The organism is Klebsiella sp. X1-16S-Nf21 (genome assembly GCF_002837615.1).
GTDB classification, from domain to species: domain Bacteria; phylum Pseudomonadota; class Gammaproteobacteria; order Enterobacterales; family Enterobacteriaceae; genus Klebsiella; species Klebsiella variicola.
In genome coordinates this window covers 1-22,929 of sequence record NZ_PJDK01000060.1, presented here as the reverse complement: position 1 = coordinate 22,929, position 22,929 = coordinate 1, and the positions used below count along the sequence as shown (strand labels likewise).

The following is a 22,929-nucleotide window of genomic DNA, read 5'->3' as shown; positions in this document are numbered from 1 at the left end:
AGGCACCGACTTGCCAGGCATGGATTCTCATCGTTGACCCTTGACGGGCACCCGATTTCAGACGCCCTGCTGGTGCAACTGCATGCGCTCTGCGAGCGTGAACCTTTCGTTAATTTATTATCTTCGGTCGCTCAGGCCTGAAACGGGGAATACACCGATGACATTAACGCCATCGCTGGCGAAACTTATCGTCAGCTCGTCCTCTTCCCCCGCGGCTCATGAAGCAGCACGGGAAGGGTTACTGGATTTTTTGGCGGTTACCCTGCCGGTTTTACGCGGTGACTTCCCCGATGCGGGACTGAACAGTTTGCATCAGGTTTACCGCGCTGACGATCCGCCGACCCGCGCGTTGCTGCTCGGGTATGTCGGGCACGCGCTGGATTTTGACGATTTCCATCCCGATTTTCGCGGTCACCCCAGCGTGGTGATTTTGCCAGCGCTTCTGGCGCTGGCCTCACAAAGCCCCGATATCAATGGCGCACATTTTCTCGATGCGTATGTGACCGGAGTGGAAATGTCCGGACGCCTCGGGCTGGCCGTCGGTTCTCAGCATTACACCCTCGGTTTTCACAATACCGCTACGCTCGGCACGATTGCCGCCGCCGCTGCCTGCGCGCGGCTGGTGCATGCCACGGAACGGCAAACGGCAGTGATTTTGGGTATCGCGGCGACGCAGTCTGCGGGCTTACGTGCGCAGTTCGGCAGTGATGTCAAACCGTTGCACGCGGGCCTGGCGGCGCAGACCGCCGTCATTGCCACACAGCTCACGCTGGCAGGCTTTCACGGCCAGCCGGACAACGTGCTGGACAGCTTTTTATCGACTTATTGCGCCGGTCAGCAGCAGCCGGAAAAACTTATCTCAGGCTGGGGCGCGCCGTGGCGGATTATCTCGCCCGGTCTGGAATTCAAACCCTATCCGACCTGCGGAGGCACGCATAGCGCCGCCGATGCCGCACGAGCTCTCCGCCAGGAGTGGCTGCAAACGGGCAACGGCGCGGATGTACTGATCGCAGCCATCGAACGCATTGAAGTGTCTTTTCCGCCGGGCGGTGATATTGCGGCGTCGGTGCGAAAACCCAACACCGGCGTTGAAGCCAGGTTCAGTCTGGAATACGTGATTGCGGCATGTTTGCTGCGCGGAGAACTACGCTTAGAGGATTTCTCATCGGCGCCGGTGGCGACAGATATTGCCGCGCTGGCAGAAAGTGTGGCGCGTTGCCCGGATTTCTCCGCACCGCCGGACGAGCTGAACCCGGCCGCGCGTTTTCATCAGGTGACGGTGTTTTTGCGTGACGGTAGCGTGCTGCAGCAGCGCTTCACGCGGCAGCAAAGCCTGGCGATCCCGTTTGATTTACCGGCAAAACTGCGTGCCTGTTTGCCCGACTTCACAGACGCAAAGCGGATGGAGCTGGTGGCACTGAGCAGGCTGGAAAACCGCGACAGTCTGCCGCGGCTGGTTGATATGTTATTTGCGAAACAAATTAACGCAGCGTCATTATAAAACCGTCGACAGGAAATTACGGACACGGACGTTCTCCGTTTCATCGAGTACACTTTTCGTTGGCCCCGACGCCACAATCTTGCCACCCTCCATAAAGATGACGTTATCTGCCACTTCTCGTGCAAAGCCGATTTCGTGGGTGACAATCACCATCGTTATCCCGGAGTGCGCCAGCTTTTTGATCACCTGCAACACTTCGCCCACCAGTTCAGGATCCAGCGCGGAAGTGGGTTCATCGAACAACATCACTTCAGGATCCATCGCCAGCGCACGGGCAATGGCTACACGCTGCTGCTGCCCGCCGGAAAGCTGCTGCGGCCAGTCATCTTCACGACTGGCTAACCCAACCTGCCGGAGCAACGCGCGGGCTTTACTAAGTACCTGCTCACGGTTTTGCTTCTTCACCCGCAAAGGCGCATCGGTAATATTTTGCAAAACGGTGCGGTGCGGGAACAGGTTAAATTGTTGAAATACCATGCCGGTACGGCTGCGCTGCGCGGCGATTCTGCGGCTGCTCAGTTCATACAATGCCTGCCCTTTCTGCTGATAACCCACCAGTTCGCCACCGATACGGATCGTGCCGCCATCCAGTTTTTCAAGATGATTAATACAACGCAGCAAGGTGGATTTCCCTGAACCGGAAGGCCCGAGGATCACCGTGACCGAACCGGCCGGAATATCGAGGCTGATTTCATCCAGAATGGTATTACCGGAGAAACGCTTAGTGACTTTGCGAAATTCAATGGCTTCACCCATGGCTGGTTTCTCCTGCGCTGATACTGGGGGTACTGACCGCGCCGGATGCCGACGCTTTCCCGGCTTTGCGTTTTACCTTGCGGTGACTACTGCGGCTGAAATGTCGTTCAACGTAATACTGAATCACTGAAAGCAATGATGTCAGCAGCAGGTACCACAACGTGGCGACCAGCAGTAGCGGGATCACTTCATAGGTGCGCTGATAAATAATCTGCGCGGAGAACAGCACATCCTGTAGTGAAATCACCGAGACAACCGCTGTGGTTTTCAACTGACCGATCACTTCATTCCCGGCCGGAGGCAGAATGGCGCGCATCGCCTGCGGCAAAATGGTGTGGAGGAATATTTGTGCCGGGCGATAACCCAGAGCACGTGCAGCCTCGACTTGCCCGGTGCCGACGCTCTGGATCCCGGCGCGGATAATCTCTGCGGCATAGGCAGACTGATGCATGACTAATGCAATCACGGCAGCACTGAACGGGCTAATCAGTGAGTTCGCAGAAGCGCTCCAGATTTCACCAACCCACGGCAGCGAAATCGAAATAGTCGGGTAAAGCGCGGCAATGTTGTACCAGAGAAATAACTGAACCAGCATCGGCACCCCGCGGAAAAACCAGGTATATCCCCAGCTGACAGCGACCAGCACCGGATTGGATGACAGGCGCATCAGCGCCAGGATCGTGCCGCCTGCAAAGCCAAAAATCACGGAAATTGCGGTCAGTTGCAATGTCATCAGTACGCCCTGAATGATCGACGGACCGGTAAAGTTTTCGGCAATCACCGACCATTCAAAACGCGGATTGCTGAGCATGGAGTTCCCCATAGCCAGCAAGATCAGCAATACGATCAGGGCGCTTATCCAGCGCCCGATATATTTTTTACCGATGATCCGCAGTTCTTCCGGCTGCTGATCGTGTGTTTCACTGCTCATCCGAAAATCTCTTCATTACGTTTTGACTCTTTGACTGCGCCAAAACCGATGGACCATTTATCGAGGATTTTCTGGTAAGTCCCGTCCTTGATCAGCGAGTTCAGGGATGCCTGCACCGCCTCTTCCAGCCCCGACTGTTTAGGGAACGCCACGGAGACAGGCGCATCATCAACATGAATAGTGCCGGTCAGCGTCAGCGGTTTGACCTGGCTAACCTGATAGGTCAGACCTTCATACGGGCCGAAGAACATCGGTACGCGACCGCTGACCACGGCCTGTACGCCTGAAGGGCGATCCGGGAATACGGCAATCTTGATCGGCGGCTTACCCGCATCAGTACAAATTTTGCTTGCAGCTTCAAGACGCCCAATCTGCGTAGTGCCCGCGCCGGCGCCCACTTCCTGCCCGCACACAGCCTCAAAAGAGGTAAATGGCGCAATATTGGCGTCTTTACGCGAGATGACCCCCAGGCGCGACGCATCGTAGTAACTGACGAAATCGACCTGCTCGAGACGTTTTTTGGTGGCGTTGATATTGGATAGTGCGACGTCATAGCGACCCGATTTCAACCCCGGAATAATATTGTCGAAACCGCCGGTATCCTGCCAGCGCACTTCCACACCGAGCCTTGCCGCCACGGCATTCATCACATCAATCTCACGCCCGGCGAGCGTTTTATTGTCTTCCTGGAAAAAAGTGGTTGGGGGCGTATTCGGATTGGTGCCTGCAACGATATATCCGCGTTTGGCGATATCCGGCGGAAGCTTACTTTTCAGCGCCTCATCAGCGGTGACATGAAAGGTGGTAGAGGACGGAACAACCTGCCCGGCAGCCCACGCAGAAGAGAGATTCCCGGCAATCAGCAAAGGAAGCAGTAATTTAGATAACGTCATAAAGAAGCCTTTTCCTGGTTAAAACCTGTAAAAACCACAAAAGAGGTGCGGTAAAAGAGGCAAGGCCATCAGAGGGGTTTTATCATTGATAGTGCAACACCCGCCCTGCCTTAGACATGATTCTGCGGGCATATGCCTTTTACTGACAAATGAGAAAAAGAGATAAAGATTTCGAAAAAATGGGAAAGTCAGGGGCGGGCTAAAGAACACTTTTCATTCAAACTCAAGGTCAGCGCCGCGGGCTCGCAGCACTCGCTGGCTCAAAAGAATGTTAAACCACTCCTTTTGATATTCTGCGGTTTTAACCGTGCGCTCACGCCTGCTATGCGTCAGGTAAATCGCCTTGATACCAGATGCAAGTCATTAGCCTGGCGCACGCGTACTGGTCAAACGCACCTCATGGCTTCATCACGACGCGGCCAAGCGGTTTCGCTGTCTCAGCGAATTCGTGGGCCGCGGCAGCGTTAGCCAGGGGGAAGATACGGTCAATGACCACCTTGATACGCCCTGCTGCTACAGCCTGCAACAGGTCGTCCACACTGGCCCGCACGCCAGGCTTTGCAAAAAGGGGGCCCATGAAGACTCCCATGAGTGTCTGGTTAGACTGCATTGGCGACCACAAGTCGACAGTCAGACTCCCCCCGCCCGCATTACCGACGAAGACGAGACGTCCTTCCGGGGCAAGTGCAGAAAGCGAAGCAGGCAGCGTCGTCCCCACCGGATCGATGACGAGGTCAACACCGGTACCCTGGGTGTACTGTCGGACACGGTCTACGATGTTGTGCTCGGCACGATCCACGACATGATCGGCACCCAGTTCAAGCAACCGACTCCTGCGCTGTGTTCCGCTTGCCACGGCGATGACCGTTGCGCCTGCTTGTGAGGCAAGCTGAACGGCCGCGAGCCCCACGCCACCCGCCGCGGCCTGAATAAGGACGGTTTCTCCGTGTCGGAGCATGCCTCGGGTGAAAAGACAATGATGCGCGGTTGCAAAAGAAATCGGTACCACCGCCGCTTCAGGCATCTCCACGCCATCGGGGATAAGCCAGGTGTGTTCCGCGGGTACCGCCCAACGTTCCGCATGTGATCCCTGCAGGTGAAAAGCAGCGACTCTGTCCCCAACCTTACGGCTACGGACATTCGATCCGACGGCAACCACTGTGCCCGCGGCCGCGTAGCCCACGACCCATGAAGGAAGCGGCGGCGGAGTTGAACGGCGGTTGATCAGATCGCCTCCTTCAATGGATATTGCCTCGACAGCAATCAGGATATCGTCAGGCCCGGTGATCGGATCGGGGATATCGACATATTTCAGGACGCCGGGAGCGCCTGCCACGTCATAAACCGCTGCTTTCATAAATTGTCCTCTTTCCCCTCCGTTAATCCGCACCCGTCTGGCTAACTCTCCCGATCCAGCATAGACCTCCACAGGCAGCGCAGGTTGCCCTATTGAATTTTCGACTGGCGGAAAGACTCATAACGCTTAGGGCAGCTTGGCAATGACCTTTATCTCAAACGTGAATCCGTAAAGCCAGGTCACGCCGATCCCGGTCAACGTAGGGTAAGGCGCCTCCCCCCAATATTCTGGCAGAATACTCCAGATAGCGTCGAGATTTGACTCGGGATCGACGACAAAGAGGGTAACGTCTACCACGTCACCAAACGTGCAGCCTGCCGCCGCGAGCACAGCATTAAGATTATTGAACGCCAGCCTGACCTGAGCTTGCAGATCGTGCTCAGGCGAGCCGTCCTCGCGGCTACCAACCTGCCCCGAAACGAATAAAAAACCATTGGATTTGATGGCCGGTGAATAGCGATTGCGCTCATAGAGCGTCTGCCGACCGAAGGGAAAAACGGCTTCGCGTGCTGTCATGTTTTGTACCTTTATCGTGGGGCGAAATAAGCCCGGTGAATATAAAGACACTTTACAGCGGCGAGATCGGGCGGATAAACAAGCGACTTTGTCCCTCATTGTTTGTAATATCCAAACAATCGGTGAAAAGAGAGGATAAGGAATGGATCGTTTCGATGCGATGCGCGCCTTTGCTCGCGTGGTAGAGGCAGGTAGCTTCACGAAGGCTGCCCAAACGCTTCATATGAGCAAAACCACGGTGACGCAACTCATTCAGCAGCTGGAAGCGCGCCTGCGCGTCAAATTGCTCCATCGCACTACCCGCAAACTCGGTGTGACTCCTGATGGCGCGGTCTACTACGAACGCGTCATCCGTCTGCTGGCGGACATGGAGGATGCTGAAAACAGCCTGTCCAGTGCGGCGATGACGCCCAGGGGACGGCTACGGGTGGATGTACCCAGTCCGCTGGCCCGCCTTATTCTGGTGCCGGCGCTACCGGCTTTCCACGCCCGCTACCCTGATATCCAGTTCGACATGGGTGTGAGCGACCGGGTGGTGGATCTGATCGGCGACAACGTGGATTGCGTTCTGCGCGGTGGTGAAATCACCGACCAGTCCCTAATCGCACGCCATGTCGGCGATTTGCAAATCGGCGTCTACGTCGCCCCCCATTATGTGGAACGCCTTGGCGCCCCTGCGCACCCGCGAGAACTGCAAAACACCGACCATCGCATAGTAGGATTCGTGTCCTCACGCAGCTGTAAGATTGATCCTCTGGTTCTGCGCAGTGAGAGTGAACAGATTGAAATTACGGGCAATTATGTGCTTGCCGTAGATGACGGCAATGCTTACCTCGAAGCTGGATTAGCCGGGTTAGGCGTGATTGCGCTGCCAATCTATATGGCGGCAGCACATCAGGCTGTTGGCGCTTTGATTCCGTTATTTACACAATGGCGTATCAGCCCAATGCCCCTGCACCTGGCGTTTCCGCCGAACCGCCATGTCAACGGCAAACTGCGCGTTTTTATTGACTGGATCGTTGAATTGATGCAACAGCATGTCCCCATTACCAACAATAAGTAACGACATCCCAACTCCCTGATTCGCTTATCAACGACGATGGGTGATCATTCCCGTTGTTTTGAACGAAAGTTAATAATAGAAATCGTTTTCCCAATTTAAATATTTATAACGAATCCAAGAACTATAATGCGGGATTGCCGTCCTGTTCGGGACTCGCTGGAAATATTTCCCCTAACACTAGTCTGTTTGCCTAACTACAGTATTCATGGGATCCCCGATGAGGTACACTTTATCTTTAATATCGTCATTCCCGCACCATTCATTGTAATTATAGAAAATTGCATTTAATAAAATAAGGATATTAATTTATGAAAAAAGGTATAAAAATTATCATCACGGTAGTTTTCGTGATTCTGGCATTGCTGAGCGGCATGATGAGCTTCTTGATCGTCGGGATGGGGGTCAGCGGTAGTGGCTGTGGTCAGGAGTGTTTTGATAATATGGATTCTGCAAAACTCATTAGTATTATATTCTGGATATTGGCTATCATAAGCGGTATCTTCGCTTTCATGGACAATGGCAGCCAAAAAAAAGATCCTCAGTAACAATATTAAGTCCATAGATATATTTGCAGATTTTATCATCTCCTCCTGAGCATCTCCTGGCACCCTCATTAAAACGCCATCACCGCCACTGCTGATAAGTTAAGGATCGGCTTCCCGATCCTTATCCCCAACAACGTTGAATGCATCGACAGCAAAAGAGCCTTCTTACAATAACCGTTAATCAGGCTAAACGCCCCGCTACAAACTCCCCTGCACCGCTGAGGCGCTGATATTCACCGGCATGCCGGAGCGGCGCTGCAGGGTTTGCTCGGCCTGCGAAGGACTCACTCCCGGCCCTTGGGTAAACTCGCGCAGCGCCGAGGTCATCGGTAGCGGGACTTTTCTGTCGGATTCAAATTCCGCCCGATTGCGCGACAGCGGCTCGTGCACCTCCAGCCAATGGCTGCCGTCCGGCTCCACGGTGTACTTCACCGGCTGATCGATTAGCTGGACGCGCGTCCCCACCGGTACGTTATCAAACAGGAATTTAATATCGTCATTGCGCAGGCGAATGCACCCCTGGCTGACGCGCAGCCCAATGCCAAAGTTAGCGTTGGTGCCGTGGATGGCGTACAGCCTGCCGATGTAGATCGCATACAGCCCCATCGGATTATCAGGCCCGGGCGGCACCAGCGCCGGCAGGGTTTTGCCCTCTTTCGCATACTCGCGCCGGGTATTGGCGGTCGGAACCCAGGTCGGTCCCTCCTGCTTGCGCTCTACCGCCGTCACCCAGTTACGCGGGGTTTCGCGTCCGGCCTGGCCAATGCCGATTGGCAGCACTTCCACACTATTGCCCAGCGGCGGGTAATAATAGAGACGCATTTCGGCGACGTTGATGACGATCCCTTCGCGCACGGTGTCAGGCAGGATCAACTGTTGCGGAATAATCAGCGTCGAACCGGAGTGCGGCAAATAAACATCAACGCCGGGGTTGGCCTCCAGCATATTGCTCAACCCCTGGCCGTACTGGGCAGCAAAACTTTCCAGCGGTTGGGTGTTGTTCTCCGGCACGGCGATGGTAAATGCGCTGCCCACCAGACGACTTCCCTCCGGCGGCAGCGGATAACTGACGGCCAGCGCGCCGTGGCTGGCGAGCAGCATCAGCGCAGAACAAAGTAATTTCACACGCCGCATCGTCATTTTCCCTTCCTCAGTCGCGACTCTCGTGTGTGAATTATAGCGTTATTTCCTCGCCTCGATCCGCTGACCGCGATGGCTTAAATCTGATAGTCGATAGCGGCCTCTTCCGGCTCCATCGCCTGACGCTTAATTTCATCCAGCGACAGTCCGGCATTGCACAGTTCGATAAAGCGCCAGACGTAGTTACGCTGCAGCTGGCCCCGCTTCAACCCCAGCCACACGGTATTGGCATCGAACAGATGGCGAGTATCGAGACGCGTAAAGGTGTCCGCTTCCCGGGCATCTCCGGACTGCTCGGCAACCAGCCCGACGCCCAGCCCCAGCTCGACATAGGTCTTGATGACATCGGAATCCTGGGCGCTCAGCACGATATCCGGCATCAACCCCTTGCGGTTGAAGGCCTCATCGATTCGCGAACGGCCAGTGATCCCCTGGCGGTAGGTGATTAACGGCCAGCGGGCGATCGCCTCCAGCGTCAGAGGAGAAACCTGCGTCAAAGGATGATCCTTCGGCACCAGCAGGCTGTGATGCCAGCGGAACCAGGGGAAAGCCGCCAGCGTCGGGTCGTTGCTCAGGCGCTCGCTGGCGATACCGATATCCGCCCCGCCGTTATGCAGCAGCGCTTCGATTTCCTGCGGGGTGCCCTGCACCAGCTCGACGCGAACATCTGAGAACAGCTCGCGGAAGGCTTTAATCACCGGCGGCAGGCTGTAGCGCGCCTGGGTGTGGGTGGTGGCGATGGTTAAGACACCGGAGGCATCATTGGTAAAGAGATCCGCCAGCCGCCGGACGTTGCTGGCTTCATTGAGGATGCGCTCGGCAATGGATAACAGCGCTTTACCCGGCTCGGTCATGCCTAACAGGCGCTTACCGCGACGGATAAAGATCTCAATCCCCAGCTCCTCTTCCAGTTCCCGGATATGGCGGCTGACGCCTGACTGCGAGGTATAGAGCATATTCGCGACTTCCGTCAGGTTGTAATCCTGACGGGCCGCCTCACGGATAATTTTCAGTTGCTGGAAGTTCACCCTTTCCTCCGGGCCAATGGACTTAACATATCTGCTATTGTTAAAGTCTGTTGTCCCAGGTAACAAATAATAAAAACCAGCAACTTATTCCTTAAGAGAATATAGCCTAACTAACCAGCTGCAGTTCACGGTTCTCCAGCGACGGGCGGCTCACCAGAGACAGCAGGATCTCTTTCACCGCCTGCGCCTGCGGCGACAGACTACCGCGTGCCGACATATTCAGCGACAGCGACAGGCTCATCGACGGCGTGCTAATCCGCGCCATCCAGCCGTTTGCCGCGCCGCACAGGGAGCGGGCAGCGGATTCCGGCAGGACCGTCGCCCCCATGCCGCTGGCGATAGCCGCGGTCAGGGTGGTAATGGATTCGATCTCGCCGATAATTTTCGCCGACAGACGACGCAGGGTGAACGCCTCGGTGACCCGCGCCCGTACCGCGCTGTAATCCCGCGGCAGGAACAGGTTCATCTCCGCCACCGCCGTGAGATCCACGCTCTGTCCCGGGCAGTCGCGGGTACCCACCAGGTAGAGATCCTCTTTCAGCAGCGGCTGGCTGACGATACCGGCCACTGGCGAACGCTCATACAGCACCGCCATATCCAGCTGACCCGCCAGCAGCTTGTCATTCAGCGCAGTGCCGCTGCTCTCCTGCAGATAGACCATCACCTCGGGCAACTCATTACGCACCGTCTGCAGCAACGGCATGGTAATGGCAGAAGCTGCCGTGCCCGGCGCCAGGCCAATCGAGACCTGACCACGCAGCGTCTGGCCGACGTTATTGACCGCCAGCTGCGCCTGCTCACACTGGCGCAGGATGGTTCGCGCATGGGTGTAGAGTATTTTACCGGCTTCCGTTGGCGTGACCCCTCGCTTGGTGCGTATCAGCAACTGCTGGTCCATTTCACCTTCCAGGGTCGCGACCTGCTGGCTCAGGGCCGGTTGTGCGATGTGCAAGACTTCAGCGGCCTGGGTCAGACTGCCGATATCGACGATTTTCACAAAATATTTCAGTCGTCTTAAGTTCATTTTGCCTCCTGTAAGGAACGCCAGCGTCAACGCTGGAAGTATGATGTAACTGGTTCTGCAATTTGCTTGCCAGCTTTTCAATTGCGCTGCCGCTGCCCGCCAGAGGCCGTGTTATAAGGGATAGTGATAACAATCCAGCTTTTATTTGCCCGGTAAGCAGATTGTGGTATGCCCCATTAGGGGTATTTTTGCACCGCAACGGTGCGTAATGGTGAAAAAAGCGGCGCCCAGCCAGGGGTTGTTGAAATTGTCAGCAGTTGAACGCAATTCTTTGAATCAGGCTTTGACAAGGCCGGATGGCATCGTTAATATGCGCCCCGTTCACACGATTCCTCTGTAGTTCAGTCGGTAGAACGGCGGACTGTTAATCCGTATGTCACTGGTTCGAGTCCAGTCAGAGGAGCCAAATTTAAAAAAGCCTGCTTTCGAGCAGGCTTTTTGCTTTTCGGTTTTCATGCGGCCTTACGCGGTTTACGGCGTCATTGCCGCGCGGCAAATCGGGCAACCTGTTCGGCGAGAAAATCAATTTCCTGCGGCGTGTTATAAAAAGCCAGCGAAGGCCGGACGGTACTCTCATAGCCCAAACGACGCAGGATCGGTTGCGCACAGTGATGCCCGGACCGCACAGCGATGCCAACCTGACTGAGATAGCGCCCCACGGCTTCATTTTCATGCCCCGCCAGCACAAAAGACAAGACGCTGGTTTTGTTCGCCGCGGTGCCGACCAACGTCAGGCCCGGAATAGCCGACAGCTTCGCAATCCCATACTCCAGTAAGGCATGCTCATACTGCGCAATATTTTCGATCCCCAGTGAGGTCACATAGTCGATGGCCGCCCCCAGCCCGACGGCATCGGCAATATTGCCCGTTCCCGCCTCAAACTTATTCGGCGAAGGCTGATAGCGCGTCAGCTCAAAGGTCACGTCGGCAATCATGTTCCCGCCGCCCTGATACGGGCGCGCCGCTTCCAGTACCTCCTGCTTGCCATAGACGACGCCGATCCCGGTAGGTCCAAAAATTTTATGCCCGGAGAAGACAAAGAAATCGGCATCCAGCGCCGTGACGTTGGTCGGGATATGTGAGATAGACTGCGCGCCGTCGATGGCGATACGCACGCCAAAACGATGGGCGATCTGCACCAGTTCCTGAACCGGCGTCACGGTCCCCAGGGCGTTGGAAACGTGAGTGGCGGACACAAAACGGGTTTTATCGTTGAATAACCGAATATACTCCTCGACGATCAGCTGTCCGTGCTCATCAACCGGCGCAACGCGGATCGTCGCGCCCGTCTCCTGCGCAATAAGTTGCCACGGCACAATGTTGGCGTGATGCTCAAGCTGCGTGAGGATAATTTCATCCCCAGGGCGTAGCAGCGGCTTCACGTAGCTGTGCGCGATAAGATTGAGTCCCTCCGTGGTGCCGCGCACGAAGATAATATTCTCCGGGCCGCGGGCGCCAATAAAACGCGATACTTTCTCCCGCGCGGCTTCATAAGCATCGGTGGAACGAGCGGCAAGCGTATGCGCCGCCCGATGAACGTTCGAGTTTTCGTGCAAATAATAATGGCTGATGCGATCGATAACCTGCTTCGGGCGCTGGGTCGTCGCGGCATTATCCAGCCACACCAGCGGATGCCCCTCCACCTGTTCGGCAAGGATCGGAAAATCTGCACGGATCCGCTCAACGGGGATCTGCCCAACCCGCGCCGCTGGCGCAGGCCGGGAGCCGAAAGCAGGCAATGTTGCAATCCCGCGAGGGGCGATATCCGCCCTGCTCTCCTGGCCCAGTGGCACCACCCGCGGCGCGTAGGCCGTCTCCACTCCGCGCGGACGGGCGGGCGTATCGCTCAGTAACCCTTGCAGATCCCGCGCGTCGGGCAGACCATAATCGCGTGCAGAGGGGGCGTCATCCGCCTCGCCGGGCCATCCGCCCGGCGCAAAGGGAAGCGTGAATAAATTACTCGTAGTCATAATATTCACCCACTTCAACATCTTCCAGCACAGCAATGGCATCATCGGCCAGGATCGCGGCGGAGCAATAAAGTGAGAGTAAATAAGAGGCCACGCCGTTATCATCGATCCCGCGGAAGCGCACCGACAGCCCGCGAGACTGCTCGTTTGGCAGCCCTTCCTGATAAAGCCCCAGCACGCCGCGTTTACTTTCCCCGGAGCGAATCAGCAGAATATTGGTTTTCCCGCCCTGGCTTTTTGGGTTCTTCAGTCCGTCGACAAACAGTTTATCGGAAGGGATCAGCGGAATACCGCGCCACAGAATAAAAGTCCCGCCATGCAGGTTCACCGTGACCGGCGGCACACCGCGTCGCGTGGCTTCACGCTGAAAGGCGGCAATGGCCCGCGGATGGGCGAGGAAGAAGGAAGGCTCTTTCCACACTTTTGACAACAACTCATCCAGATCATCCGGCGTCGGGCGGCCGTTGCGGGTCTGAATGCGCTGCGAGTCATCAATATTTTTCAGCAGTCCATATTCATCATTATTAATAAGCTGGCTTTCCTGGCGTTCACGCAGGCTTTCGATCGCCAGCGCAATTTGCTCTGACGCCTGGTCATAGGGCGAACTGTAGAGATCGGCAATTTTGGTATCAACGTTAATAATGGTCGAGATCGAATCCAGCTGATATTCGCGCGGTGTGGTCTGATACTCAATATAGCCCTGTGGTATCTCTACGCGTGAAGGGTCCTGGCTGCATAATACGTCCAGCGGCGTCTCCCCCTCCACGACCTTGTTGACGCGATAAATGCCCGACTCCAGCCCTTTATAATCGAGAAAACGACTGACCCAGCGCGGAGTAATTGCCGCAAATTGCGGCGCCGTTTTGGTCACATTCGCTAACTGATACGCGGCTTCACGCCCCAGTGCATTAATGCTTTTTTGTTCTGCCATGATAAGTCCTTAGTGTTTGAAAGAGTGGAGCTGAAGGTTAGTACTGCGGTAAACGGGTATCGACATCCCGCGCCCAGGCGTTTAGGCCATCTTTTAAATTCATCACGCGCCCCTGATAACCTGCGCGCTGGAGTGCCCGAATGGCGAAAATACTGCGCTGCCCTATCTTGCACAGAAACACCGCATCGACCGTCGGATCGAATTCATCGATACGTCTGACTATCTGGCCCAGCGGCATCACTTTGGCCTGCGGAAATTTTGCGATCGCTCTTTCGTGGGGCTCACGAATGTCGATCAGTTGCAGGGGTTTTCCCTCCTCTATCCACGCATGAAGCTCAAGCGCCGTGACGCTTTCAATGGGTGCTTCTGACTCATCAGGTTTCAGCCCGCAAAACTCCTCATAGTCGATGAGCGCATGGATCGACGGATGCTCACCGCAGACCGGACAGCCGGGGTCCCTCTCCAGCCGCAGTTCACGTTGCTTCATCTGCCACACATCGAAGAGCAGCAGACGGCCGATCAGGCTCTCGCTGCCGCCGACGATAAGCTTGATGGCTTCCGCGGCCTGAATAGTGCCAATAATGCCCGGCAACACACCGACCACGCCGCCTTCCGCGCAGGAGGGCACCAGTCCCGGCGGCGGTGGCTCGGGATAAAGGCAGCGGTAGCAGGGCCCTTGCCCGGCATAAAAAACGCTGGCCTGCCCTTCAAACTGGAAGATGGAGCCGTAGACCAGCGGCTTACCCAGTAACACGCAGGCATCGTTGATCAGATACCGGGTGGGATAATTGTCCGTGCCGTCGACCACCAGGTCGTATTCGCGGATGATCTCGAGCGCGTTTTTACTACTCAGGGTGGTGTTATAGGTTTCCACCTGAATCTCGGGGTTAATTGCTTTAATCTTGTCTTTCGCCGAAGCGACTTTGGGGCGGTTAATATCTTTGGTGCTGTGAATAATCTGCCTTTGCAGGTTGGAGATATCGACAAAATCAAAGTCGACAATCCCCAGCTTACCAACCCCCGCCGCGGCCAGATAAAGCGCCACTGGCGCCCCCAACCCGCCGGTGCCAATAAGTAACACGCGGGCGGCCTTCAGACGCTTTTGCCCCTCAAGCCCGACTTCCGGCAGCAGCAAGTGGCGGCTGTAGCGGGCAATCTCAGCATGCGTCAGCGCCGACAGACGGTCGTCCGGGATAATGCTCGGTCTGCTCATATCGCCTTCCCGACGCCACCGGCAATGGCGGGAACCAGCAACACTTCCGCCCCATCGCTAACCGGCGTCTCCAGCCCACCGGTAGTTTTAATATTGTGTTCGCCCACATACAGATTGATAAAGCTGCGCAACGCGCCTGCGTCGTCATACAGATGCGGCTGAATGTCCGGATATCGCGCCGCCAGCGCCGCGACCAGTTGCCCAACGGTGTGACCTTCGAGGGTCACTTTCCCCTGACCGTCGGTGAAAGCGCGTAGCGCAGTGGGGATCAGTAATGTCGATGCCATAGTGATAATCTCTCCGTGTTTTGCTCTGGTTTCCGGCAACGTTGTGCCTGTTATTCACGTCATGAAACGATGTGCACTTCCTCCTGCAAAAAGCGCAGACGGTCCTGCGTAAGCCGCCAGCTGGTCAGCGCCCCCGCCTGCCGCTGCGCGACCGCCACGATGATGTAGGCGTAAAACGGCAGGGCATGTTCACGGTCAAATTCCGATGGAATGGCCGGATGATCGGGGTGCGAATGGTAATAGCCGATGACATCCACACCTTCCGCCAGCGCAGCACGCTCCGCCCGCAAGGCGTCGTCGGCGGTGATAACAAAGCGGTGGTACTGCTCTTCCGATTCCCGCGCGTTGACGATGGGGAAAATCGCCGTCACGCGGCCATCGCCCTGCGCTGATAAATGACCAAAAAGCGCACCACAGCATTCATTGGGATAGGTCTTTTCCCCTTCAGCGCCAATCTGTCTGGCGATTTCACGAGTCAATTCAATCATGGGTTTCATTCCAGAAAGGGTCGGTCAAATAGCGGGAGCCCACATCGCACAGCAGCGTGACCACCACCGAACCAGCCGGCAGCGTGCGGGCCAGCCGTGCGGCGGCGGCAACATTGGCGCCAGATGAAATACCGACAAAAATGCCGTCCCGCCGGGCGAGGCGTCGCGCACTCGCATAGGCCTCCTCGGTGGTGACGGAAATCACATCATCAAACAGGGTTTCGTCGAGAATGCCGGGTTTAATACTGCTGCCCATATGCTTAGTCCCTTCAATGCCATGGAATGGCGAAGCGGGCTGAACGGCGAGGGTTTTCACCCGCGGATCCTCAAACTTCAGCCGCCGGGCGGTGCCGACAAAACTGCCTGACGTGCCCATCCCGGCGACAAAATGGGTGACTTGCTTTCCGCTTTGCTCCCAGATCTCTTTCCCGGTGGTCGCGAAATGCGTTTGCGGATTAACGGGGTTGTTATACTGGTCGGGATAAAAATAGCGCTCCGGGTGTGCGGCGACCTGGGCCTGGACTTCAAGATAAGCGCCATCGGAACCTTCAAGCGGATCAGTCTCCACAATCGTGGCGCCATACTGACGAATTATTTTTTTACGCTCCGGGCTGGTATTCTGCGGGAGATACAGCCGAACGTGATACCCCAGCGCGGCGCCGATCATCGCGTAAGCAATTCCGGTATTACCGCTGGTCGCATCAATAATAGTTTTATCCGGCGTCAATAACCCCCGCGCAATTCCGTCCAGTACCATCGCTTTTGCCGCGCGGTCTTTCACCGAGCCGCTGGGATTCATAAATTCAGCTTTTGCCAGCAGCGTGACACCCGATAATTCTGCAGAAAAAGAGGGCAAGGCTATTAAAGGCGTCTCGCCAATCGTTTCAAGTAAATTCATAATAATGATCACGCTGCTATTTTAATGGTACGGGAACGATAGGTTTATTTATTCTTGTAATGATTAAATGCCGTCGCCGTCGCTGAAATGTCTCTGCTGTATTCGCGCCTGTTGAACATTACTGTCCGGTGGCACATCACGAGTTAGCCAGATATTTCCTCCGATGCTGGAGCGCGCCCCAATGGTAATTCTCCCGAGGATTGTCGCGCCGGCATAAATCACAACGTCATCTTCAATAATAGGGTGGCGAGGATAATTTTTTTGCAATTGTCCGTCCTCACCGACGAGGAAACGTTTGGCCCCCAGGGTGACGGCTTGATAAATACGTACTCGTTTACCGACGATGGCGGTTTCACCAATGACCACGCCGGTTCCGTGATCGATAAAGAATCCGTCATCAATCTGCGCACCGGGATGAATATCGATTCCGGTCTGGCTATGCGCCTTTTCCGTGATGATGCGCGCCAGCAGCGGAAGGTCGAGCTGATGCAGCTCATGGGCCAGCCGATAGTGCATCACCGCATGAATTCCCGGGTAGCAGAGCAGCACATCATCCATGCTGCGCGCGGAGGGGTCACCCTGATAAGCGGCGAGGATATCACCGTCAAGACGCTGACGAATCACCGGTAAACGGTTGGCAAACTGCTGAACGCGTCTGACCGCCTCCTGCAACAGTACCTCATTTTCCGCCTGCTCATCCGACTGATAATAGAGTTCCAGAAGTGCTTCTTCGGTGAGCCTGTCCAGCGCGGTGCCCAGCAAATGGCCGACGTAATAATCTTCCCCCTCTTTGCGTAAGTCCACATCGCCTAATCGCATCGGATAAAGCACTTTTATCAATGTATCCGCGACGGAATTAACGCTTTCCCGGGAAGGTAAACTCCGTTTATTACGATAATTATTCTTCGCGTGCTCATCGCGCCACGCCTGGCGAACGCGACGCAATTCATTGACGACATTATTTAAATGCCAGTTATTTTCTCTTTTCGGCAAGAGATACAATTCACCCGCTTCCGGCATAATAATATCCTTCATAAAAGCACATCGATAAAATTCTTTTTGGCGTTACCTCACTTTTATGCATTACCCACATTAAAAACAAATAACCTTATTGACTTTAAATAGCTGAAAAGAATAAATAGTTAAAAATCAAGGTATTCTTCCCCCCTCACCTCGCTCAGTCGTGACATCGCGTCCCGCCTGGTCAAGCATTGCAGGCGTCAAACCCCAGTGAGATGGGGAAAAGCAGGTTCCTTGCAATAAGTAGAGACAGAGGTTTGCTTTCAGAGCAACTCGCCCCATCTGCCACTGTTCGCCAGTCCAGGCCGCCAACATAAAAAAAGCCTGCTTTTCCAGCAGGCTTTGTTTTATACCGCGGCAGAACACCTCTTCCGGAAGGCGAAGCAGCCCCTTTCAGCGCTTACGCCCCGGCCCACCGGCCATGTTTGTTAGCGCAAGCTTTCTTCCTTGAGGTCTATCTCCCGCAGCACTTCATAAAAGGTCGTATCACTGATGTTATGGGCGCGCCGCAGCCGGAACAGCTCCTGGCGCTGAGCGATAATGACCTCCCTTTGCATATACTTCTCCAGCCTGGCGCGCTTCGCCAGCTCCAGCCCGACGTCCTGCTCCTCGTCACTGTCGTTATAGTGCAGCCGCCGCTGGTACGTTTCCAGCAGCATATTGCCCGCATCGACCCGCAAAGCCTGCTCATTCGGATCGTCCACCGACTCGTCCAGCAGCGCATTCAGGCGGTTAATCGCCACTTCGGTCATCACCGCACCGATATTGTCCTTTCCGGTGTCATGGGGTAAATCATCGGCAAGATACTGGGTCATGTACGGCAGGCCAACAGCCGCCACGATGAGCGACATCAGGATCACCGCCATTGAGAGAAAGATCAGCAGTTCCCGCCCCGGAAACGGCGAGCCATCCGCCAGCAATACCGGTAGTGTCAGGATACCGGCAAGGGTGACGGAACCTTTTACCCCCGCCAGCGCCATGACGGCCATAATGCTGAATCGCGGACGAATAGTGATAGCCTTGCCCCGGCGCTTGCGGCGGAAAATCGTCAGGGTCATCGACAGCCATACCCAGGCAAAGCGCATCAGGCCAAGCGCCAGGGTGATGGCCACCGCGTACAGCAGCAGATACCAGGGAGACGAGACGCCGGCCTGACTGGCCACCGCAGGAAGCGTATTCAGCATGCGCGGCAGCTGCTCGCCCAGCATGAGAAAAATCATGCCGTTGAGGGTGGTCTGCAGCATGGTCCACACCGCGCTGCTTTTCATACGCGTCGCCGGCAGTCGGGGCCCCGACAGCTGCTCATAGTGCATCGCAATGCCGGCGGCCACCGCAGCAAGAATGCCTGAGACATGGAACGCCTCGGCCAGCAAATAGGCAGCGAAGGGGATAAGCAGGCTTATCAGGATCTGAATTGCCGGCTCCTCGCGGGTGCGCCGCACGAGAAAGTTGTTGCATTTGCCGGTGACCCACACCACCACGAGGCCACTGAGGATCCCCCCAAACGCCATCAGGAAAAACTTCACCACTGCGTCTCCCGGCGAGAAGCTGCCGGTCAGCACCGCGGCGATGGCGAAGTTAAAGGCGACAAGGCCTGAAGCATCGTTTAACAGCGACTCCCCTTCGAGAATATGCGCCATCCTTGAGGGAAGCGGTGAGCTGGCGGTCATTGCCGATACCGCCACCGGATCGGTGGGTGACAGAATAGCCGCGAGGGCGAACCCCGCGGCCACGGTGATAGCCGGGATCAGCCAGTGTATAAACAGACCAATGCCGAGGATCGTCACCATCACCAGGCCTATCGCCAGCGACAGAATCGGCTTCATATCCCTGAAAAAGGCGTCTTTGGGGATCCGCCAGCCATCGAGGAAAAGCAGCGGCGGAATAAACAGCAGCAAAAAGATATGCGGATCGAAATCGACCTGAAATCCGCCGGCGGCCAGCGCAGCGCCTGCGGCGATCTGGATCAGCGGCAGCGGCACCTTAACGGGCAGAAGATGAGACACGAACACGGTCACGACGATGGCCATCATAAAGACCAACACAATAGTAATTAGCGACATTCGCCCCCTCCTCTGACGGCAATACTCATTCTGTACATCACGCTTTTATTCCTTTCCTTGCAGGTGTTGTTTCATCGCCGGTTTATTGCTTCAGACGCCGATAATAGAGGTCAGCAATCTCTGTATGATGGCGATGTTATTTAAACTACGGTGCGCCTCATGCCGAACCAGGGGTGACAATGTGTTTTATCGTACCGCCTTTGTCAATCCGCCATCGTCTGCAAATAATTGACAATCCGCGTCTGCGACAGCGCAATGCAGGTATCTCTGGCGCTCGTCTATCCCACCTGATGGTAATCACGGATCAATATATTTTTATATTATTAGTTCTTCTTATCGTATTTCGAATACGGATATTACCAGGCAACATAATAGAATTCGCAGAGTAATATTTCACTGCCGAAAACAACGGTTATCGCCGTACAGTGCCAGAACATGCTCATGCCAGGCCGCCTTCCTGACCCTGGTTTTCGACATCCCTCTCCTCCGCCACGCTGCGCTTGCCCCACCCCACGTTTGGGCGTACCCTGACCAACAATTAAACCACACGGTCTAAATGATGAATCCCGATACCTCCGCCGTCCTGAAGCCCCGCCGCGGTCGTCCACCCAAGGTCGATCGCCAGTTTGACGATACGCGCCAGGCGCTGATTCGCTCAGGCCTTGAAGTGCTGACCGAAACGGGCTATCTCGCGGCGGGTATCGAGGCCGTTATCAGGAATATCGATGTGCCCAAGGGATCGTTTTATCACTGCTTTAAAAGCAAGGAGGCCTTTGGCCTGGCCGTGCTTCGCGCCTATGGCGACTTTTTTGCGCATAAATTAGATAAATTCCTGCTGGACGACGCCGTGCCGCCGCTGGAACGGATGGCGGCTTTTGTGCGTCATGCCGGCCAGGGGATGGAGAAATACCAGTTTCGCCGCGGCTGCCTGGTGGGCAACCTGCTGCAGGAGGCCCCGCTGTTACCCGACACCTTTCCCGGGCGATTAAAAGCGATTCTGGCGGCATGGGAGTCGCGCGTGGCCCGCTGCCTGCACGAGGCGCAGGCTGCCGGAGCGATCGCCCGCGACGCCTCACCGGACGCGCTGGCCCAGGTCTTCTGGATCGGCTGGGAAGGCGCGGTGATGCGCGCCAGGCTGTGCCAGTCTGCCGCACCGCTTGACCAGTACTGGGAATTTTTTGCGCACAGTATGACAACAAAAACACCTGCACAGGACGGCGTTAGCGCCGATAACCCCCTTCCGACGAGGAATACTCTGTCATGAAAGCATTAGTTCTGGACCAGATCGACAACCGCACCGTCGCCGCCATCAAAGCGATCGACCTGCCCGCCCTTGCCGAAGGCGACGTTCGGGTCGCTATCGACTGGTCGAGTCTCAACTATAAAGATGCCCTGGCGATCACCGGCAAAGGCAAAATCATCCGTCAGTTCCCGATGGTGCCTGGCATCGATTTTGCGGGACGGGTGAGTGAAAGCCGCGATCCGCGCTTTGTTCCCGGTCAGGACGTGATCCTGACCGGTTGGGGCGTAGGCGAAAACCACTGGGGTGGCCTGGCCACCGAAGCCTGCGTCAAAGGCGACTGGCTGGTTGCCCTGCCGGCGGCGCTCAGCGCGCGCCAGGCGATGATCATCGGCACCGCCGGCTTTACCGCGATGCTGTGCGTTGATGCCCTCGTCAATGCGGGCGTCACTCCGGAAAGCGGGGAAATCCTGGTTACCGGCGCCAGCGGCGGGGTCGGTAGCACCGCCGTGGTGTTGCTGAAAGCGCTGGGCTACCGGGTGACGGCGGTATCGGGCCGGGAATCAACGCACGATTACCTGCGTCAGCTGGGCGCCGATGCGATCCTGCCGCGCAGCGACTTCGCGGAGACCCGTCCGCTGGAGAAACAGCTGTGGGCGGGCGCGGTGGATACCGTAGGCGGCACGATGCTGGCCAAAGTGCTGGCGCAGACGCAATACCGCGGCTGCGTCGCCGCCTGCGGTCTGGCCGGGGGCTTCGATCTGCCGACCACCGTGATGCCGTTTATTCTGCGCAACGTGCGCCTGCAGGGGGTGGACTCGGTGATGGTGCCGACCGCTGAACGCAACGCCGTCTGGCAGCGTCTGGCCCAGCTTCTGCCGGAGAGCTACTACCAGCAGGCGGCCACCGAAATCACGCTGGAGCAGGCGCCAGCGTATGCCGCAGATTTCCTCAGCAACACGATTCACGGCCGGACGCTGGTCAATATCGGCCAGTAATCCTCTTCTCCCGGCGCCCGTGGGGCGCCGGACTTCGAGAGGATCAAGGCATATCATTTCCTTCCCCACGGGATTATGATGACGCGAACCGATGCCTTTGCGAGTGGTAAAAAAGTAAATGGATGTCATAAGCATCATTATGGCGGCGGGTAAATCATCCGTTGACGTTGCGCTGTATACGCTGTTGCCGATTATGGTGATCATGCTGATCATCATGAAATATCTGGAGGTCCGCGGCATCCTCGATGTGATTGTTCGCTGGGTTGCCCCGCTGCTGAAGCCCTTCGGCTTAACCGGGATGAGCGCCTTCGCCCTGATCCAGATTAACTTTGTCAGCTTTGCCGCCCCGCTTGCGACACTGTCGATTATGGACAAACGCGGCGTCTCGGACCGGCAAATGGCCGCCACGCTGGCCATGGTGTTCGCCATGGGGCAAGGCAACGTCTTTTATCCCCTCACCCCTTTTGGTCTGCACTGGCTGGCCTCGATCGTTATCTCAGTGGTCGGCGGGTTGTGCGCGGCCGCCGTCGCCTGGCACGTCACCGGACGGCGCTTATCGGTCGCCGAGAATCCCCGCGCGGAAGCGTTACCTAACGCCGAGCAAAACAGCCAGGGCATACTGGCGGTGATCAACAGCGCCGGCTCCGACGCCATCCGCCTGGCGCTCGGCGCAGTCCCGATGCTGATCCTGTCGTTAACCATTGTCGGACTGCTGCAGGGCGCCGGGGCTATTGACCTGCTACAGCAGGCGCTGAAGCCGGTACTTGGCTGGCTGCATATCCCGCAGAACTTTGTGCTGCCGGCGCTGGTGAAGTGCGTCGCCGGGGGCACCGCCTACTTTGGCGTCATTTCTGAGCTGATCCAGCAGGGCAAAGTGACCGTCAGCCAGGTCAACGCCTCGGCCGGCCTGCTGATCCAGACCTTTGACCTCCCCGGTATCGGTATTTTTCTCGGCATCAGCTCACGGTTTGTGCGCCTGTTTCGCTTTGTCGTTCCCGCGGCGATCGTCGGCATCCTGCTGCGTACCGTTCTGCACCTGATCCTGTTTTAACGCCTCTGCTCTGGCC

General features: G+C 56.4%; 21 protein-coding genes, 1 tRNA gene and 2 pseudogenes. 7 read left to right on the top strand and 17 right to left on the bottom strand.

Annotated elements, in window-relative coordinates; genetic code table 11:
• Window positions 1-157 precede the first annotated feature (157 nt).
• Complete coding sequence (locus CW267_RS22415) at window positions 158-1,501, top strand: MmgE/PrpD family protein (RefSeq protein WP_072124621.1); 1,344 nt, start codon at window positions 158-160, stop codon at window positions 1,499-1,501.
• On the opposite strand, the gene CW267_RS22410 is transcribed toward CW267_RS22415, so the two are convergent.
• From CW267_RS22410 to CW267_RS22390, 5 genes are all read right to left on the bottom strand, one after another.
• Window positions 1,496-2,257, bottom strand: coding sequence for an amino acid ABC transporter ATP-binding protein (locus CW267_RS22410; protein WP_008804191.1), 762 nt, complete (start codon window positions 2,255-2,257; stop codon window positions 1,496-1,498). The two genes, CW267_RS22415 and CW267_RS22410, sit on opposite strands and share 6 nt — an antisense overlap.
• On the bottom strand, window positions 2,250-3,188 hold the full coding sequence (locus CW267_RS22405) for an amino acid ABC transporter permease (RefSeq protein ID WP_008804190.1): 939 nt from the start codon (window positions 3,186-3,188) through the stop codon (window positions 2,250-2,252). Before CW267_RS22405 ends, CW267_RS22410 begins: the two co-directional genes overlap by 8 nt.
• A complete protein-coding gene (locus CW267_RS22400) occupies window positions 3,185-4,081 on the bottom strand; it encodes an ABC transporter substrate-binding protein (protein ID WP_008804189.1) in 897 nt (298 codons plus the stop codon). Before CW267_RS22400 ends, CW267_RS22405 begins: the two co-directional genes overlap by 4 nt.
• Window positions 4,082-4,478: 397 nt before the next feature.
• The gene (locus CW267_RS22395) at window positions 4,479-5,438 is read right to left on the bottom strand and encodes a quinone oxidoreductase family protein (RefSeq protein WP_100781496.1); all 960 of its coding nucleotides are present in this window, start codon (window positions 5,436-5,438) and stop codon (window positions 4,479-4,481) included.
• Window positions 5,439-5,564: 126 nt separating this feature from the next.
• Window positions 5,565-5,954, bottom strand: coding sequence for a RidA family protein (locus CW267_RS22390; protein ID WP_012541196.1), 390 nt, complete (start codon window positions 5,952-5,954; stop codon window positions 5,565-5,567).
• 142 nt (window positions 5,955-6,096) lie between these two features.
• Between CW267_RS22390 and CW267_RS22385 the strand changes: the two genes are divergently transcribed.
• The gene (locus tag CW267_RS22385; protein WP_100781497.1) at window positions 6,097-7,017 is read left to right on the top strand and encodes a LysR family transcriptional regulator; all 921 of its coding nucleotides are present in this window, start codon (window positions 6,097-6,099) and stop codon (window positions 7,015-7,017) included.
• A gap of 308 nt (window positions 7,018-7,325) precedes the next feature.
• The gene (locus CW267_RS22380) at window positions 7,326-7,562 is read left to right on the top strand and encodes a hypothetical protein (RefSeq protein ID WP_100781498.1); all 237 of its coding nucleotides are present in this window, start codon (window positions 7,326-7,328) and stop codon (window positions 7,560-7,562) included.
• Between the two features lie 198 nt (window positions 7,563-7,760).
• Here the strand turns inward: CW267_RS22380 and ldtA are convergent, their stop codons facing one another.
• The 3 genes from ldtA to nac form a co-directional block, all read right to left on the bottom strand.
• A complete protein-coding gene (ldtA, locus tag CW267_RS22375; protein ID WP_032733302.1) occupies window positions 7,761-8,702 on the bottom strand; it encodes a L,D-transpeptidase in 942 nt (313 codons plus the stop codon).
• A 77-nt stretch (window positions 8,703-8,779) separates the two neighbouring features.
• On the bottom strand, window positions 8,780-9,730 hold the full coding sequence (gene cbl, locus CW267_RS22370) for an HTH-type transcriptional regulator Cbl (RefSeq protein ID WP_004180456.1): 951 nt from the start codon (window positions 9,728-9,730) through the stop codon (window positions 8,780-8,782).
• A gap of 106 nt (window positions 9,731-9,836) precedes the next feature.
• Window positions 9,837-10,754 (bottom strand): nitrogen assimilation transcriptional regulator NAC, encoded by a 918-nt coding sequence (nac, locus tag CW267_RS22365; protein WP_002911729.1) that lies wholly within the window; start codon window positions 10,752-10,754, stop codon window positions 9,837-9,839.
• 330 nt (window positions 10,755-11,084) lie between these two features.
• Between nac and CW267_RS22360 the strand changes: the two genes are divergently transcribed.
• A tRNA-Asn gene (locus CW267_RS22360) sits at window positions 11,085-11,160 on the top strand.
• Between the two features lie 73 nt (window positions 11,161-11,233).
• Here CW267_RS22360 and CW267_RS22355 read toward each other — a convergent pair.
• From CW267_RS22355 to CW267_RS22320, 8 genes are all read right to left on the bottom strand, one after another.
• Window positions 11,234-12,724 carry a cysteine desulfurase gene (locus tag CW267_RS22355; protein ID WP_063105806.1) on the bottom strand — a complete coding sequence of 497 codons (1,491 nt, stop codon included), beginning with the start codon at window positions 12,722-12,724 and terminating at the stop codon, window positions 11,234-11,236.
• Entirely contained in the window at window positions 12,711-13,655 is a 945-nt protein-coding gene (locus CW267_RS22350) for a family 2A encapsulin nanocompartment shell protein (protein ID WP_008804182.1), read from the bottom strand. The genes CW267_RS22355 and CW267_RS22350 overlap by 14 nt, the downstream gene beginning before the upstream one ends.
• 37 nt (window positions 13,656-13,692) lie before the next feature.
• Window positions 13,693-14,868 (bottom strand): molybdopterin-synthase adenylyltransferase MoeB, encoded by a 1,176-nt coding sequence (moeB, locus tag CW267_RS22345; RefSeq protein WP_012541141.1) that lies wholly within the window; start codon window positions 14,866-14,868, stop codon window positions 13,693-13,695.
• Window positions 14,865-15,155 carry a MoaD/ThiS family protein gene (locus CW267_RS22340; RefSeq protein ID WP_008804180.1) on the bottom strand — a complete coding sequence of 97 codons (291 nt, stop codon included), beginning with the start codon at window positions 15,153-15,155 and terminating at the stop codon, window positions 14,865-14,867. The genes moeB and CW267_RS22340 overlap by 4 nt, the downstream gene beginning before the upstream one ends.
• Before the next feature lie 59 nt (window positions 15,156-15,214).
• Window positions 15,215-15,643 (bottom strand): Mov34/MPN/PAD-1 family protein, encoded by a 429-nt coding sequence (locus CW267_RS22335; protein ID WP_012541140.1) that lies wholly within the window; start codon window positions 15,641-15,643, stop codon window positions 15,215-15,217.
• On the bottom strand, window positions 15,636-16,541 hold the full coding sequence (locus tag CW267_RS22330; RefSeq protein ID WP_012967642.1) for a PLP-dependent cysteine synthase family protein: 906 nt from the start codon (window positions 16,539-16,541) through the stop codon (window positions 15,636-15,638). The genes CW267_RS22335 and CW267_RS22330 overlap by 8 nt, the downstream gene beginning before the upstream one ends.
• A gap of 63 nt (window positions 16,542-16,604) precedes the next feature.
• Complete coding sequence (gene epsC / locus CW267_RS22325; RefSeq protein ID WP_008804177.1) at window positions 16,605-17,534, bottom strand: serine O-acetyltransferase EpsC; 930 nt, start codon at window positions 17,532-17,534, stop codon at window positions 16,605-16,607.
• Between the two features lie 455 nt (window positions 17,535-17,989).
• The gene (locus CW267_RS22320; RefSeq protein ID WP_016161424.1) at window positions 17,990-19,624 is read right to left on the bottom strand and encodes a Na+/H+ antiporter; all 1,635 of its coding nucleotides are present in this window, start codon (window positions 19,622-19,624) and stop codon (window positions 17,990-17,992) included.
• Window positions 19,625-20,183: 559 nt separating this feature from the next.
• On the opposite strand from CW267_RS22320, the pseudogene CW267_RS22315 reads away from it, so the two are divergent.
• From CW267_RS22315 to CW267_RS31735, 3 genes and pseudogenes are all read left to right on the top strand, one after another.
• Window positions 20,184-21,009: pseudogene (locus CW267_RS22315) on the top strand (TetR family transcriptional regulator C-terminal domain-containing protein).
• Window positions 20,900-21,862 (top strand): MDR family oxidoreductase, encoded by a 963-nt coding sequence (locus tag CW267_RS22310; protein ID WP_226330361.1) that lies wholly within the window; start codon window positions 20,900-20,902, stop codon window positions 21,860-21,862. The pseudogene CW267_RS22315 and the gene CW267_RS22310 overlap by 110 nt, the downstream one beginning before the upstream one ends.
• Window positions 21,863-21,980: 118 nt before the next feature.
• A pseudogene (locus CW267_RS31735) lies at window positions 21,981-22,691 on the top strand (nucleoside recognition domain-containing protein); the annotation flags it as partial.
• A 132-nt stretch (window positions 22,692-22,823) separates the two neighbouring features.
• On the opposite strand, the gene CW267_RS31445 reads toward CW267_RS31735, so the two are convergent.
• A partial coding sequence (locus tag CW267_RS31445; RefSeq protein ID WP_227521867.1) for a hypothetical protein occupies window positions 22,824-22,929 on the bottom strand: 106 nt, incomplete at its 5' end.

Bases quoted from the DNA above. Each gene is read 5' to 3' on its own strand.
- CW267_RS22415 (WP_072124621.1), top strand. From the start codon at position 158: ATGACATTAACGCCATCGCTGGCGAAACTTATCGTCAGCTCGTCCTCT.
- CW267_RS22410 (WP_008804191.1), bottom strand. From the start codon at position 2,257: ATGGGTGAAGCCATTGAATTTCGCAAAGTCACTAAGCGTTTCTCCGGT.
- CW267_RS22405 (WP_008804190.1), bottom strand. From the start codon at position 3,188: ATGAGCAGTGAAACACACGATCAGCAGCCGGAAGAACTGCGGATCATC.
- CW267_RS22400 (WP_008804189.1), bottom strand. From the start codon at position 4,081: ATGACGTTATCTAAATTACTGCTTCCTTTGCTGATTGCCGGGAATCTC.
- CW267_RS22395 (WP_100781496.1), bottom strand. From the start codon at position 5,438: ATGAAAGCAGCGGTTTATGACGTGGCAGGCGCTCCCGGCGTCCTGAAA.
- CW267_RS22390 (WP_012541196.1), bottom strand. From the start codon at position 5,954: ATGACAGCACGCGAAGCCGTTTTTCCCTTCGGTCGGCAGACGCTCTAT.
- CW267_RS22385 (WP_100781497.1), top strand. From the start codon at position 6,097: ATGGATCGTTTCGATGCGATGCGCGCCTTTGCTCGCGTGGTAGAGGCA.
- CW267_RS22380 (WP_100781498.1), top strand. From the start codon at position 7,326: ATGAAAAAAGGTATAAAAATTATCATCACGGTAGTTTTCGTGATTCTG.
- ldtA (WP_032733302.1), bottom strand. From the start codon at position 8,702: ATGACGATGCGGCGTGTGAAATTACTTTGTTCTGCGCTGATGCTGCTC.
- nac (WP_002911729.1), bottom strand. From the start codon at position 10,754: ATGAACTTAAGACGACTGAAATATTTTGTGAAAATCGTCGATATCGGC.
- CW267_RS22355 (WP_063105806.1), bottom strand. From the start codon at position 12,724: ATGACTACGAGTAATTTATTCACGCTTCCCTTTGCGCCGGGCGGATGG.
- CW267_RS22350 (WP_008804182.1), bottom strand. From the start codon at position 13,655: ATGGCAGAACAAAAAAGCATTAATGCACTGGGGCGTGAAGCCGCGTAT.
- moeB (WP_012541141.1), bottom strand. From the start codon at position 14,868: ATGAGCAGACCGAGCATTATCCCGGACGACCGTCTGTCGGCGCTGACG.
- CW267_RS22340 (WP_008804180.1), bottom strand. From the start codon at position 15,155: ATGGCATCGACATTACTGATCCCCACTGCGCTACGCGCTTTCACCGAC.
- CW267_RS22335 (WP_012541140.1), bottom strand. From the start codon at position 15,643: ATGATTGAATTGACTCGTGAAATCGCCAGACAGATTGGCGCTGAAGGG.
- CW267_RS22330 (WP_012967642.1), bottom strand. From the start codon at position 16,541: ATGAATTTACTTGAAACGATTGGCGAGACGCCTTTAATAGCCTTGCCC.
- CW267_RS22320 (WP_016161424.1), bottom strand. From the start codon at position 19,624: ATGTCGCTAATTACTATTGTGTTGGTCTTTATGATGGCCATCGTCGTG.